Below are 13,576 nucleotides of genomic sequence, written 5' to 3'. Positions count from 1 at the left end.
CACCTATATGCCTGTTTTCGCTCTGATCGCCCTCGTCGCGTACTCTGTCAGCCTCGCGCTGATCATTCCTGGCCTGCTGCAAAAAAACAGCGGCTGGCGGCGAATGGCTATTTTGTCGGCGGTCATCGCGTTGATAAGCCACGCTTTTGCCCTCGAAGCGCGCATTCTGCCGGGCGACGGCAGCGGGCAGAATCTGAGCCTGCTGAACGTCGGCTCGCTGGTCAGCCTGATGATCTGTACGGTGATGACCATCGTGGCCTCGAAAAACCGCGGCTGGCTGCTGCTGCCGATTGTCTACGCCTTTGCGCTGATCAATCTGGCCTTTGCCACCTTCGTGCCGAACGAGTTCATCACCCATCTTGAGACAACGCCGGGCATGATGGTGCATATTGGCCTGTCGCTGTTCTCCTATGCCACGCTGATCATTGCCGCGCTGTATGCCCTCCAGCTGGCCTGGATTGACTACCAGCTGAAAAATAAAAGGCTGGCCTTCAGTAACGAAATGCCGCCGCTGATGACCATCGAACGCAAGATGTTTCACATCACTCAGGTCGGGGTGGTCCTGCTGACGCTGACCCTGAGTACTGGCCTGTTTTATATGCACAATCTCTTCAGCATGGAGAATATCGACAAGGCCGTGCTCTCCATCATCGCGTGGTTTGTCTATATTGTCCTGTTATGGGGCCATTATCATGAAGGCTGGCGCGGTCGCCGCGTGGTCTGGTTCAACGTGGCGGGAGCAGGCATCCTGACCCTGGCCTATTTTGGTAGCCGCGTCATCCAGCAACTCGCCGGCTAAGCAACAAAGGAGTTCCCCCTGGAACACATATCCACTACCACACTGATCGTTACTCTGATCGTGATGGTAGTTATCTCCGCCTATTTCTCCGGCTCGGAGACCGGCATGATGACGCTCAACCGTTACCGGTTACGTCATCGCGCCAAACAGGGTAACCGCGCTGCGCGTCGTGTAGAAAAACTGCTGCGTAAACCGGACCGCCTGATAAGCCTGGTGCTCATCGGCAACAACCTGGTCAACATTCTCGCCTCCGCGCTGGGCACCATTGTCGGCATGCGCCTGTACGGTAACGCCGGGGTCGCTATCGCCACCGGGGTGCTGACGTTCGTGGTGCTGGTCTTTGCCGAAGTGTTACCGAAGACCATCGCTGCCCTCTATCCTGAGAAGGTCGCCTATCCCAGCAGCTTCCTGCTGGCGCCGTTACTGATCCTGATGATGCCGCTGGTGTGGCTGTTAAACGGCGTGACGCGCGTGCTGATGCGCATGGTGGGTATCAAAGCGGATGTGGTGGTCAGCAGCGCGCTGAGCAAAGATGAGCTGCGCACCATCGTGCACGAGTCGCGCTCGCAAATCTCCCGCCGCAATCAGGATATGTTGCTGTCGGTGCTGGACCTGGAGAAGGTCAGCGTGGATGACATTATGGTGCCGCGCAATGAGATCGTCGGTATCGACATCAACGACGACTGGAAAGCCATTGTCCGCCAGCTGACCCACTCCCCGCACGGCCGCATCGTGCTGTACCGGGATTCACTGGACGACACCATCAGCATGCTGCGCGTGCGTGAAGCTTATCGTCTGATGACCGAGAAAAAAGAGTTCACCAAAGAGGTGATGCTGCGCGCGGCGGATGAAATCTACTACATCCCGGAAGGCACTCCGCTCAGCACCCAGTTGATCAAATTCCAGCGTAATAAAAAGAAAGTGGGCCTGGTGGTGGATGAGTATGGCGATATCCAGGGACTGGTGACGGTAGAGGATATTCTGGAGGAGATTGTCGGCGACTTTACCACCTCCATGTCCCCTACCCTTGCCGAAGAAGTCACGCCGCAAAACGACGGCTCGGTGCTGATTGACGGCAGCGCGAACGTTCGTGAACTCAATAAAGCCTTTAACTGGCAGATGCCGGAAGAGGAAGCCCGGACCATTAACGGCATGATTCTGGAAGCGCTGGAGGAGATCCCGGCGGCAGGCACGCGGGTGCGGATTGGTCAGTATGATATTGATATCCTGGACGTACAGGACAATATGATTAAGCAGGTGAAGGTCGTGCCGGTCAAACCGCTCAGGGAGAGCATCGCGGAGTAAAACGTAATGCCGGGCAGGCGACGCCGCCACCCGGCACTACGGGAGGCAAATTACGCCTTAGCTTTCGCCACGGAGACCATCGCCGCGCGAATGGTACGGCCGTTCAGGGTATAGCCTTTCTGCATCACCATCAGCACGTTACCGGCAGCAACGTCTTCAGACTCAACCATCGCAATCGCCTGATGCACGTTAGGATCCATCGGCACGTTGGTATCGGCGACCACTTCCACGCCAAACTTCTTCACTACGTCGAGCATGGATTTCAGCGTCAGCTCAATCCCTTCCACCATCGGAGCCATATCCGGGTTCGCTTTATCCGCAACTTCCAGCGCGCGATCCAGGCTATCGATGACCGGCAGCAGTTCGTTGACAAATTTTTCCAGCGCAAATTTATGCGCCTTTTCAACGTCCAGCTCGGTACGACGACGCAGGTTTTCCATTTCGGCTTTGATACGCAGGATGCCATCGCGCTCGCGGTTCTGGGCTTCAGTTACCTGAGCTTCCAGATTCGCAATTTTTTCATCGCGCGGATCCACCTGCTCAGCACCAGCCTCAGGCTCTACAGCCTCAACCTCTTCGTGCTGCTCCGTGATAATTTCTTCCGGGGCTTGCCCCTCAGGCGTTTTCTGTTCTTTACTACTCATGAATTTCTCCGCGTTTTTCTGCATTCAACTCGCTAACTTCGCTTATTATGGGGATCAGTTTCCGGGATTCAAGGGAACAAGCCACATTGTCATCATTCATTCGCACAAGGACCTTCAGAAAATGAGCAACCATTTCAAGTGTATTGGGATTGTCGGTCATCCACGTCACCCTACTGCGTTGACGACACATGAAATGCTCTATCGCTGGCTGTGCGCGAAAAACTATGACGTGATTGTTGAACAGCAAATTGCCCAGGAATTGCAGTTAAAAAACGTCAAAACCGGTACGCTGGCGGAAATTGGCCAACAGGCCGACCTGGCGGTGGTGGTCGGTGGCGACGGAAATATGCTGGGCGCCGCGCGCACCCTCGCCCGTTACGATATTAAAGTCATTGGCATCAACCGTGGCAACCTGGGCTTTTTAACCGACCTCGACCCGGATAACGCCCAGCAGCAGCTCGCCGACGTGCTGGAAGGCCACTACATCAGCGAAAAGCGCTTTTTGCTGGAGGCCCAGGTGTGCCAGCAGGACTGCCAGAAACGGATCAGCACCGCCATTAACGAAGTGGTGCTGCATCCGGGGAAAGTGGCGCATATGATTGAGTTTGAAGTCTATATCGACGAAATCTTTGCCTTCTCGCAGCGCTCCGACGGGCTGATTATCTCGACCCCGACCGGGTCCACCGCCTACTCCCTCTCGGCGGGCGGGCCAATCCTGACGCCATCCCTGGATGCTATTACGCTGGTGCCGATGTTCCCGCACACCCTTTCGGCCCGCCCGCTGGTGATAAACAGCAGCAGCACCATTCGCCTGCGTTTTTCGCACCGCCGCAACGACCTTGAGATCAGCTGCGACAGCCAAATCGCGCTGCCGATTCAGGAAGGCGAAGACGTGCTGATCCGCCGCTGTGACTACCACCTGAATCTCATCCACCCGAAAGACTACAGCTATTTCAACACATTAAGCTCCAAGCTCGGCTGGTCGAAAAAATTGTTCTGAAATAGCATCCAGCACTTTACTGTATAAAAAACCAGATTATACTGTACACAAACACAGTCATGGTTTTTCATACAGGAAAACGTTTATGCTGGCACAACTGACCATCAGCAACTTCGCCATCGTTCGTGAGCTCGAAATTGATTTCAACAGCGGGATGACGGCTATCACCGGGGAGACCGGGGCCGGTAAATCTATTGCGATTGACGCGCTTGGGCTCTGCCTCGGCGGTCGTGCTGATGGCAACATGGTGCGCGCAGGTGCCAGCCGCGCCGATCTCTGCGCCCGTTTTTCCCTCAAGGACACCCCCGCCGCCCTGCGCTGGCTCGAGCAGAACCAGCTTGAAGATGGGCGTGAGTGCTTACTTCGCCGTGTCCTCAGCAGCGACGGCCGCTCCCGTGGCTTTATCAACGGTACTGCGGTGCCGTTGTCCCAGCTGCGCGAGCTGGGTCAGCTGTTAATCCAGATCCACGGCCAGCACGCCCATCAGCAGTTGATTAAACCTGAACAGCAGAAATCCCTGCTCGACGGCTATGCCGGTGAGTCTGCGCTGACGCAGCTGATGGCTGATCACTACCGTCAGTGGCACCAGAGCTGCCGCGAACTGGCGCTGCATCAACAGCAGAGCCAGGAGCGTGCGGCCCGTGCCGAGCTGCTGGCGTATCAACTGAAAGAGCTGAACGAATTCAGCCCGCAGGCGGGTGAGTTTGAGCAGATTGACGAAGAGTACAAGCGCCTTGCCAATAGCGGCCAGTTGCTCTCCACCAGCCAGCAGGCGCTGAACTTACTGGCCGACGGCGAAGAGGTGAATCTGCAAAGCCAGCTTTATAGCGTGCGTCAGTTAGTCACCGAACTGGCAGGCATGGACAGTAAAGTCTCCGGCATGCTCGATATGCTGGAAGAGGCGGCGATTCAGATCTCCGAAGCGAGTGACGAGCTGCGCCACTATTGCGAGCGTCTGGATCTCGATCCCAACCGCCTGTTTGAGCTGGAACAGCGCATTTCGCGCCAGATCTCCCTTGCGCGTAAGCACCACGTTTCACCCGAGGAGCTGCCTGGCTTCCACCAGTCCCTGCTGGATGAGCAGCATCAGCTTGACGATCAGGCCGACTCGCTGGAGACCCTCTCTCTGGCGGTCAGCGTGCATCATCAGCAGGCTCTGGAAACGGCTACGCAGCTGCACAACGTTCGTCAGCGCTATGCGCAGGAACTCAGCCAGCACATTACCGAGAGCATGCATCTGCTGTCGATGCCGCACGGCGTTTTCACCATCGATGTCAATTTCGAAGCTAACCACCTGACGGCTGACGGCGCGGACCGCGTTGAATTCCGCGTGACCACTAACCCCGGTCAGCCGCTGCAGGCTATCTCCCGGGTCGCGTCTGGTGGTGAGCTGTCGCGTATCGCCCTGGCGATTCAGGTGATCACCGCGAAGAAAATGGAAACCCCGGCGCTGATCTTCGATGAAGTGGATGTCGGTATCAGCGGCCCGACCGCGGCGGTGGTAGGTAAACTGCTTCGTCAGCTTGGCGAGTCCACCCAGGTGATGTGCGTTACCCACCTGCCGCAGGTTGCCGGCTGCGGGCATCATCATTTCTTCGTCAGCAAAGAGACCGACGGCGAGATGACCGAAACGCACATGCAGCCGCTGGACAAACGTGCCCGCCTGCAGGAGTTGGCGCGTCTGCTGGGCGGCAGTGAAGTCACCCGCAATACCCTGGCAAACGCGAAAGAACTGCTGGCAGCCTAAACTTTTTCGGTATCTCAGGGTCATACAGAACAATAAAAACGCCGACAGACCGGACGCCAGAGGTTTTAATGTGGTGAAAGGTCTATTATCATCGGCATATTACATATGAGCCGTCGCGTATTGCCCGGGCCCGAAAAGGAATCAAATCACTATGCGCTGTAAAACGCTGACCGCTGCCGCTGCGGTTCTTCTGATGATGACCGCAGGCTGCTCCACTCTGGAAAAAGTGGTTTACCGCCCTGACATCAACCAGGGGAACTATCTCGCTCCTAACGATGTGTCTAAAATCCGTGTCGGTATGACGCAGCAGCAGGTTGCCTATGCTCTGGGCACACCGATGATGTCCGATCCGTTCGGCACTAACACCTGGTTCTACGTCTTCCGCCAGAAGCCAGGTCATGAAGATGTGTCGCAGCAGACGCTGACGCTGACTTTCAACAGCAGCGGCGTGCTGACCAACATCGACAACAAACCGGCGCTCACCAAAGAGTAAGGTTTCAGAAATGCAAAAAGGTGCTCAATGAGCACCTTTTTTGTTTTCTCGCGCTGCCTGTAGCCCCGGTAAGCGCAGCGCCACCGGGAAACCCCGCTTATTTAGCAGCTTTCTCCGCACGCTGGCGACGCAGTTCTTTCGGGTCGGCAATCAACGGTCGGTAAATCTCTACCCGGTCGCCGTCCTTAACCGTATCGGCCAGCTTGACCGGACGGCTGTAAATCCCGACCTTGTTTTTCGCCAGATCGATATCGTTACGTAATGTCAGCAGGCCAGAAGCCCGGATCGCCTCTTCAACGGTCGCCCCTTCTTCCAGCGTGACGCGCTGCAGATACTGTTTTTCCGGCAGCGCGTAGGCCACTTCCACCACGATCTCAGGCTGCACTGTAGACCTCTTTGGCGCGCACGGTGAACGCCTGAACCATATTGGCGGCAAGTTCTTTGAAGATGCGACCAAACGCCAACTCGATAAGGGCGTTGGTAAACTCGAAGTCGAGATGGAATTCGATCCGGCAGGCATCGGCGCTCAGCGGAACAAACTTCCATCCACCCATCAGTTTCTTGAAGGGGCCATCCACCAGATGCATCAGAATACTCTGGTTATCGGTCAGCGTATTCCGGGTGGTGAAGGTTTTGCTGATCCCGGCTTTGGAAACATCCACCGCCGCCGTCATTTGCGTCGGGCCTGATTCCAGCACGCGGCTCCCGGTACAACCCGGAATAAACTGCGGATATGACTGAACGTCATTCACTAACTGGTACATCTGTTCCACACTGTATGGGACAAGCGCAGTACGACTAATCTGAGGCATAGCATTTTTCCTGATCAAACAACCTATAAATAATAACATTTATCACCTGTTAAAAAAACGCTGAGCCTCATCTCGTGCTAATATAGCGCGTTAGACCTCACAGGACGCAATGAGGTGACTTTTTGACATCAGATTACCTACGGCTTTACGACACTTATGACGAAGAAAAAAGCACATAAACCAGGCTCGGCAACCATTGCGCTCAACAAGCGTGCCCGCCACGAGTATTTCATTGAAGAAGAATTCGAAGCTGGCCTTGCGCTGCAGGGCTGGGAAGTTAAATCGCTGCGTGCGGGTAAAGCCAACATCGGTGACAGCTACGTGATCTTCAAAGACGGCGAAGCTTTTCTGTTCGGCGCAAACTTTCAGCCGCTGACCGTCGCTTCCTCTCACTACGTCTGCGATCCGACCCGCACCCGTAAGCTACTGCTGAACAAGCGTGAGCTGGATTCGCTCTTCGGGCGTATCAACCGCGAAGGTTACACTGTCCTCGCCCTGTCGCTGTACTGGAAGAACGCCTGGTGCAAAGTGAAAATCGGCGTGGCGAAAGGTAAGAAGCAGCACGACAAGCGTAACGATGCTAAAGATCGCGAATGGCAGGTGGATAAAGCGCGCATCATGAAGCACGCAGGCCGTTAATTTTCGGATACTTATTGAGCGATTCAATAAGTTAGCGTTCCGGACTGGTATCCGGGCCGCGAATTCTGGTATACTTGCTGTAACACTATTGGGGCTGATTCTGGATTCGACGGGATTTGCGAAACCCAAGGTGCATGCCGAGGGGCGGTTTGCCTCGTAAAAAGCCGCAAAAAAATAGTCGCAAACGACGAAAACTACGCTTTAGCAGCTTAATAACCTGCTAAGAGCCCTCTCTCCCTAGCTTCCGCTCTTAAGACGGGGATCAAAGAGAGGTCAAACCCAAAAGAGATCGCGTGGAAATCCTGCCTGGGGTTGAAGCGTTAAAACTAATCAGGCTAGTTCGTTAGTGGCGTGTCATTCCGCAGCTGGCGTGCGAATGTAAAGACTGACTAAGCATGTAGTACCGAGGATGTAGAAATTTCGGACGCGGGTTCAACTCCCGCCAGCTCCACCAAATAATGATCCGGATGTGTCCGGTGATGTACAGAAAGCCCGCATGGCACAAGCCCTGCGGGCTTTTTTTTGTCTGTAGTTGTACGAGAACAACCGGCTAAATCCGGTGATTATTGGTATACGCTTAGGTATACGGTAGGATGTATACCTAAAAGCGTATACCAATTCATGAAGGAGCGGCCACAGTGGCACGGACAACACGCCCCCTGACCAACACCGAAGTTCTGCGCACAAAAGCGTTAGAGAAGGATCTAACGCTGCATGATGGCGATGGGCTTTTCCTGATAGTGAAAACCAGTGGGAAAAAGCTTTGGCGTTTCCGTTATCAACGTCCGGCAACAAAGCAGCGAACAATGATGGGGCTCGGTGCCTTCCCTGCTCTTTCACTTGCTGATGCCCGAGGGTTAAGAGCGGATTACCTTGCCTTATTAGCCAACGGAATCGATCCACAAATTCAGGCCGAAGTTGCTGAGGAACAGCAGCAAATCGCGCTGGACAGTGTTTTTTCAACGGTCTCCGCTAACTGGTTCCAGCTTAAAAGCAAAAGTGTTACCCATGATTACGCAAAAGATATATGGCGCTCACTGGAAAAAGATGTTTTCCCAGCCATTGGGGAGATCCCTGTCCAGCAAATTAAAGCCCGAACACTGGTTGAAGCGCTTGAGCCAATTAAAGCACGTGGGGCGCTAGAGACTGTACGTCGACTGGTGCAGCGCATTAACGAGATAATGATTTATGCCGTAAACACTGGTCTGATTGATGCCAACCCTGCATCTGGTATTGGTATGGCATTTGAGAAACCCAAGAAACAGAACATGCCAACCCTACGACCCGAAGAATTGCCAATACTCATGCGTTCTCTAGTGATGTCGAATCTGTCTGTTTCGACTCGCTGCCTGATTGAATGGCAACTCCTAACGCTTGTGCGCCCTTCTGAGGCCTCTGGTGCTCGTTGGGCCGAGATCGATCTCGATGCAAAGCTGTGGACTATTCCAGCTGAACGAATGAAGGCTAAGCGGGAACACATAGTCCCTCTATCTCCTCAGGCATCAGAGATTCTTGATGTGATGAAGCTAATCAGCGCCCATCGTGAACATGTTTTCCCTAGTCGGAATGACCCAAAGCAACCAATGAATAGCCAGACGGCAAATGCTGCTTTAAAACGGATTGGATTTGGTGGTAGATTGGTTGCTCATGGATTGCGTTCAATTGCCAGCACCGCATTAAATGAAGCGGGTTTTAATGCAGATGTAATTGAGGCTGCTCTTGCGCATAGTGATAAAAATGAAGTGCGCAGAGCTTATAATCGTTCAACTTACCTTGAGCAACGGAAAGAACTTATGAATTGGTGGGGCCAAAAAGTGTCCGAGCGCAATCAATATTAGTTAACTCATTATACATAGAGATATAGTTCATGGAGAATAATCTAGATAATTTATGTTATGAATTCTTTAAAGAGTTTTCACGTTATGAATATTGCCTTAAGGCATGTGGACTTCATCATAAAATAAAAGATGCTAAAGCGAACTGGGATGAGTATGCAAAGCAAGTTTCTGAAACCATAAATAACACAACTGATCCAGAGCTGATTGCTGCTATCACTTACTTTAAAGAGCACCCACCTAAAAAACAAATTATAAAAGATGACTCTTTAGTTTGGGATGATTCTTTACCGCAAGAAAAAGATTTAGCAAAATTTGTGTTTTTGTTAATCCGCCGTGTAAGAAACAATCTTTTTCACGGAGGTAAATTTAACGGAAAATGGTTTGAACCTGAGCGAAGTGAAGCGTTATTGCAACATGGTCTTGTTATTTTGAGGCGTTGCGGCGCAGAGCATAGTGAAGTAAGCAAAGCCTATTCCGGAATAGTCTGACCAGTATAATAAAAGAGAAGTTTTTGTTATTAACAAGAATGATAAAACTCAAAAACTTCTCAATGATTTGTTAAAAAAAGTCTCTAAATGAGGCTATTCAACCCAAAATGCACGAAATATATTACGTAATTCGTTTTGAACTAATTGCGGCAGTTCTTCCATATCAATTTTATTGTCCTTAATCCAATTAATACATTCTTCTTCATCTAAACTATCATTAGGAATAAGCTCAGAAATCATTACCGCAGCAGTTCTTGAAAACCCAAGCCCTATTAGTGAAATCTGAGTTTTTAAACTTACACCAAGTTCTAAATATACACCGATATCTTCAACATCCTTTGCTAAGTCCGTGCGATCTATCGCAAGATAAAAGCTTTTCAATAAATCATTATAACATCCTAAAAGTCTTGGAGCTTGATAGCGAGCGATCTCTTCAACATCCTTCATAACCCCTCGTATTAAAGTTGCTTCTTTGAAAACAACATTTCTCTTTTTGTTATATCTTATTCTATCCGAGATTAATCTTGCTAGGGGATAACCTTTTATCCATTTGGAAACTAATAAGGCCTGTACATAAGCTCCTTTTGAATTATAACCTAGCTTCTTGCTCAGAGTATCACTAATTCTAGAGAATGCGGATACATATGAATCTAACGCATCATTACTACCAGGCTCAGAAAGCAATAATCTCTCCACTGGTTTGTTTGTATCCCGTGAAAATCTATCCCAAAGGTTTTGCATTAATAGCGGACTTATACCAGGATGCCTCACAACCAATTCATGTGGGAAAGTTAAAGAATCAAAAACATCAAATATTACTTCATTTAAGATATTGATATTTTTTATATTATACTTTTCCATGTAAGGGTTATTATCCAAGCCATTATAAAAATAAAATGATGAACATAAATAGCTAAATAGACTTTGGAGATTAGGATTCCGCTCAGACATACCAAAGTGATGCTCTGAGAAAATATAGGACACCAACTCATCCATGTCATGTGAAATCGCATCAGTGGCGCGAGTTATAAATATATTTTTTTTAGTTTTTGGAGGCTCTCCATTCCAAATTTTTTCATTATCGCTATCGATGCAGATGACATTACCCTGAAATTCTTTTCCCCAACGACCAGCTCTGCCAGCAAGATTCCAAAAATCCTCTTCTCGCATTGGGGTTGAATTACCCTTTTTAGGGCCTCTTATAAAAATATTTTTACAGGCCATGTTAACGCCCTCAACTAAAGTTGAGGTACAAATTAAAAAATCAATTTTACCTTTACTAAACAATCGTTCAATCTCGCCCTTTATTATTAAAGGCATGTTGCCATAATGAAAAGCGACTCTCTTTTTTAGAGTACGATTTAAAGCGAAATTTTTATGTATAATTGTCTCACTAAGCTCAACTAGAGCTAAAATCTCTTCATCCTCTGTCTCATTTTCTATACATGCAGATATTAGCTTGGAAGTAGATTCCGCTTCAGCGGCTCCATTTACGTAAACTACGTTACCAGAAGTCCCCTTACCTAAACAAAGAGCTACAAAAGGCAATCTTTTACTTTCAGGAGATGGTGCATTTTCTAAAGAAAAGTTCCCTAATTCACGTTTTTCACCGTTTGCAAAATAATACATCAACCAATCTTTGGTCTTGCGTGGTTTTTGTTCTACCCATATCAAATTTTGATTAACAGTTACATAGTCACTTTTTATAGTTCTTTTATTTTTTAATATTGGAGCATCATTAAGCAATATTTCAGGATTTAAGGTAAAAGGACTTGCAAAGATAACTTTTGAATCAGGGTTATTTAGACAAGTTAGTTCAATTACATGTTGAAGAATAACGCCTCTTCCACCATCACCTATCTTGTGTGCTTCGTCCACAACTAAGACGTCTATTTTTGGGATTTGTGAAAAATGATTATAGAATAAATTTAGCCTTTCTTGTGTAAATATGAAGACATTAGACTTTTCGCTCTGGTATACATTACTCAATGGTAGTGTCTGAATGTTAACCGTATTCGTTAGATTAGGATCTAAACGTTTTTGCAATTCAGAATATACTTCTGATATTAATGCCCTTGTTGGTACGATATAAATAACCAAGCAATTCTGATTATTTTTTACAAACTGCTCTACCCAAGATTCGAGGATAAATGATTTTCCTACAGAGGTAGGAGCGGAGACACTAACCCATGAGTTTTCTTGTACCGCATCCCAAAACTCTGATTGAAACCTATTAGCATAAATATGCTTATCAGCATCTATCTCAATTGTATAAAGAATTTTTCTTTTAGTTAGTTCTAATTGAGCCTTTAAAGGTAATCTTTCTTCGAAATCAGGATTAAGATAACCCCTATTTTCTGCAAGTTGTATTGCTGGATTATTAGATAATGAATCAAGAATTAATGCAGCACTATCTTTCCTTGCTTCACTTTTTTCATTTAATAAGCAATACTGTGCAATTCTTAGGGCTGCATCTTGGCATTTCTCATCATTCGAGAAAGCTAAAGAACTAGCACATGTTAAAAGATAGCCGACATCCTCAGAACTAATTTGTGGCATTAAATCTGATTTTAACTCTGGAAATTGATCTTTTATTGAGTTAGCAACTAATGCCTGATATTTTCTTAAGAATCCTTGATTCTTAATCAACCACCCTGATAAATCTCGCAACGACATTTCAACTCTCCAATGCTCTAATTAAACTAGATCTAAATGCTTTTACTGAAGGAAAAGGAAGAATAAAAACGTGCATAGCAAAGCGATCAAGTTTTTTATTAACTATGCCACCTTGCACACTAGTTGACCATTTCCCGACTTTAGTATTAATCAAAGCAACTAGTTTACTGATATCAATTGAACTAGGTCCTTGTGGGTAATCTTTAAGATCAAACCCAACTAAGCATATTCCTCTATATTCTAATTTATTAAAATCCGGACTATCAGGATCTAAGAATCTTTTCAACGCTTGCTCTAATTCTATATCATCAACGTTTAAGTGCGACTCAAGCAACTGCATATCACGTGTCTCAGCGCCTTCTGTTCCCATAGAACTTTGAAGTAATGGAGCTATACTATCCATACACTCAGAAATGCCTTTGCTCAGATTGGAATAGAGTTTAGACTCGCCCCAGTATAAACATAATTTTTTATTATCTTTATCTACGCCAATATGGATTCCATCTGCACCATGGTAATGCATTTGAGAACTTGTTTTCAGACTCATTTTGCACATAATCTGTGGAAATCTAAGAAATTGCTCAGCAAATAAAAAAAGAATAAATTCACCGCCTTCTCCACTATTTGCAAGTCTAGTAAATAATCTTTTTGCTTGGCTTGCTAATTTTGTTATTTTCGCTGTTGATTGATTTTCGTTAAAATATTGCACTGCCTCATTAATTTTTTTCCTTGGAATAGCATAATCTACTACTTTGTCGTTCAAGAATTGGATCAATGCATCTACCCGAGGGCGTCCATTTCCATCAAGATTAAGACAATGAAAATGACAAGTTGCATTTGTATTTTCAATCAATGAATTAATTTTAACTTCACTAAAATAACTATTTAGTGTTTGACCATCATCTCTAATCAGATTTTCAAGCGCGACATGAAGTGCATCCATGAGTAGGTCCTTGCATGTTTGATTTTCCTCATTAGCTGCAATATATACTTATTTCAATGGCTTGCAACATTTTTACCCGACAATGATACTTACAACACACTCGATGCTTAAAATCATTGTTATCGCTTTAACGTGATAAAAGATTCTTTCAATAAGGTACTCATTGAAAGTTAAAAGTTACTTTTACCATAC

The 13,576-nt window shown here is 47.8% G+C and carries 13 protein-coding genes and 1 other RNA gene; 9 read left to right on the top strand and 5 right to left on the bottom strand.

What is annotated here, in order from left to right; genetic code table 11:
• Positions 1-7: 7 nt before the first annotated feature.
• Positions 8-799 carry a cytochrome C assembly family protein gene (locus ACOYA6_RS17440; RefSeq protein ID WP_039030092.1) on the top strand — a complete coding sequence of 264 codons (792 nt, stop codon included), beginning with the start codon at positions 8-10 and terminating at the stop codon, positions 797-799.
• Positions 800-817: 18 nt separating this feature from the next.
• Complete coding sequence (locus tag ACOYA6_RS17435) at positions 818-2,104, top strand: HlyC/CorC family transporter (RefSeq protein WP_039030091.1); 1,287 nt, start codon at positions 818-820, stop codon at positions 2,102-2,104.
• A gap of 50 nt (positions 2,105-2,154) precedes the next feature.
• Here ACOYA6_RS17435 and grpE read toward each other — a convergent pair whose 3' ends face one another.
• Positions 2,155-2,748: a nucleotide exchange factor GrpE gene (grpE, locus tag ACOYA6_RS17430; protein ID WP_072036665.1), complete on the bottom strand. Its 594-nt coding sequence runs from the start codon at positions 2,746-2,748 to the stop codon at positions 2,155-2,157.
• A gap of 121 nt (positions 2,749-2,869) precedes the next feature.
• Here grpE and nadK point away from each other — a divergent pair, with 121 nt between their 5' ends.
• From nadK to bamE, 3 genes are all read left to right on the top strand, one after another.
• Positions 2,870-3,748, top strand: coding sequence for an NAD(+) kinase (gene nadK, locus ACOYA6_RS17425; protein WP_039030089.1), 879 nt, complete (start codon positions 2,870-2,872; stop codon positions 3,746-3,748).
• 85 nt (positions 3,749-3,833) lie between these two features.
• Complete coding sequence (gene recN, locus ACOYA6_RS17420) at positions 3,834-5,495, top strand: DNA repair protein RecN (RefSeq protein ID WP_039030088.1); 1,662 nt, start codon at positions 3,834-3,836, stop codon at positions 5,493-5,495.
• Positions 5,496-5,646: 151 nt separating this feature from the next.
• Positions 5,647-5,988, top strand: coding sequence for an outer membrane protein assembly factor BamE (gene bamE / locus ACOYA6_RS17415; protein ID WP_039030087.1), 342 nt, complete (start codon positions 5,647-5,649; stop codon positions 5,986-5,988).
• 97 nt (positions 5,989-6,085) lie between these two features.
• Here the strand turns inward: bamE and ACOYA6_RS17410 are convergent, their stop codons facing one another.
• Together ACOYA6_RS17410 and ACOYA6_RS17405 are read right to left on the bottom strand one after the other, a co-directional pair.
• The gene (locus tag ACOYA6_RS17410; protein WP_039030086.1) at positions 6,086-6,373 is read right to left on the bottom strand and encodes an RnfH family protein; all 288 of its coding nucleotides are present in this window, start codon (positions 6,371-6,373) and stop codon (positions 6,086-6,088) included.
• Positions 6,363-6,800 (bottom strand): type II toxin-antitoxin system RatA family toxin, encoded by a 438-nt coding sequence (locus ACOYA6_RS17405; protein ID WP_039030085.1) that lies wholly within the window; start codon positions 6,798-6,800, stop codon positions 6,363-6,365. The genes ACOYA6_RS17410 and ACOYA6_RS17405 overlap by 11 nt, the downstream gene beginning before the upstream one ends.
• A 156-nt stretch (positions 6,801-6,956) precedes the next feature.
• Here ACOYA6_RS17405 and smpB point away from each other — a divergent pair, with 156 nt between their 5' ends.
• From smpB to ACOYA6_RS17385, 4 genes are all read left to right on the top strand, one after another.
• Entirely contained in the window at positions 6,957-7,439 is a 483-nt protein-coding gene (gene smpB, locus ACOYA6_RS17400) for an SsrA-binding protein SmpB (protein ID WP_039030084.1), read from the top strand.
• 90 nt (positions 7,440-7,529) lie between these two features.
• Positions 7,530-7,893: a transfer-messenger RNA gene (ssrA, locus tag ACOYA6_RS17395) on the top strand.
• 184 nt (positions 7,894-8,077) lie between these two features.
• Positions 8,078-9,277 (top strand): integrase domain-containing protein, encoded by a 1,200-nt coding sequence (locus ACOYA6_RS17390; protein ID WP_422655102.1) that lies wholly within the window; start codon positions 8,078-8,080, stop codon positions 9,275-9,277.
• Positions 9,278-9,306: 29 nt separating this feature from the next.
• Positions 9,307-9,765, top strand: a complete 459-nt coding sequence (locus ACOYA6_RS17385) for a hypothetical protein (protein ID WP_422655101.1) — start codon at positions 9,307-9,309, stop codon at positions 9,763-9,765.
• A gap of 93 nt (positions 9,766-9,858) precedes the next feature.
• On the opposite strand, the gene ACOYA6_RS17380 is transcribed toward ACOYA6_RS17385, so the two are convergent.
• Together ACOYA6_RS17380 and ACOYA6_RS17375 are read right to left on the bottom strand one after the other, a co-directional pair.
• The gene (locus ACOYA6_RS17380) at positions 9,859-12,441 is read right to left on the bottom strand and encodes a DEAD/DEAH box helicase (RefSeq protein ID WP_422655100.1); all 2,583 of its coding nucleotides are present in this window, start codon (positions 12,439-12,441) and stop codon (positions 9,859-9,861) included.
• Between the two features lies 1 nt (position 12,442).
• Complete coding sequence (locus ACOYA6_RS17375) at positions 12,443-13,384, bottom strand: HamA C-terminal domain-containing protein (RefSeq protein ID WP_422655099.1); 942 nt, start codon at positions 13,382-13,384, stop codon at positions 12,443-12,445.
• Positions 13,385-13,576: the final 192 nt, after the last annotated feature.

This window comes from Leclercia barmai (assembly GCF_049312895.1).
GTDB lineage: Bacteria > Pseudomonadota > Gammaproteobacteria > Enterobacterales > Enterobacteriaceae > Enterobacter > Enterobacter barmai.
Note: the sequence above shows the minus strand (reverse complement) of the source record. Positions and strands in the feature narration are given on the sequence as shown.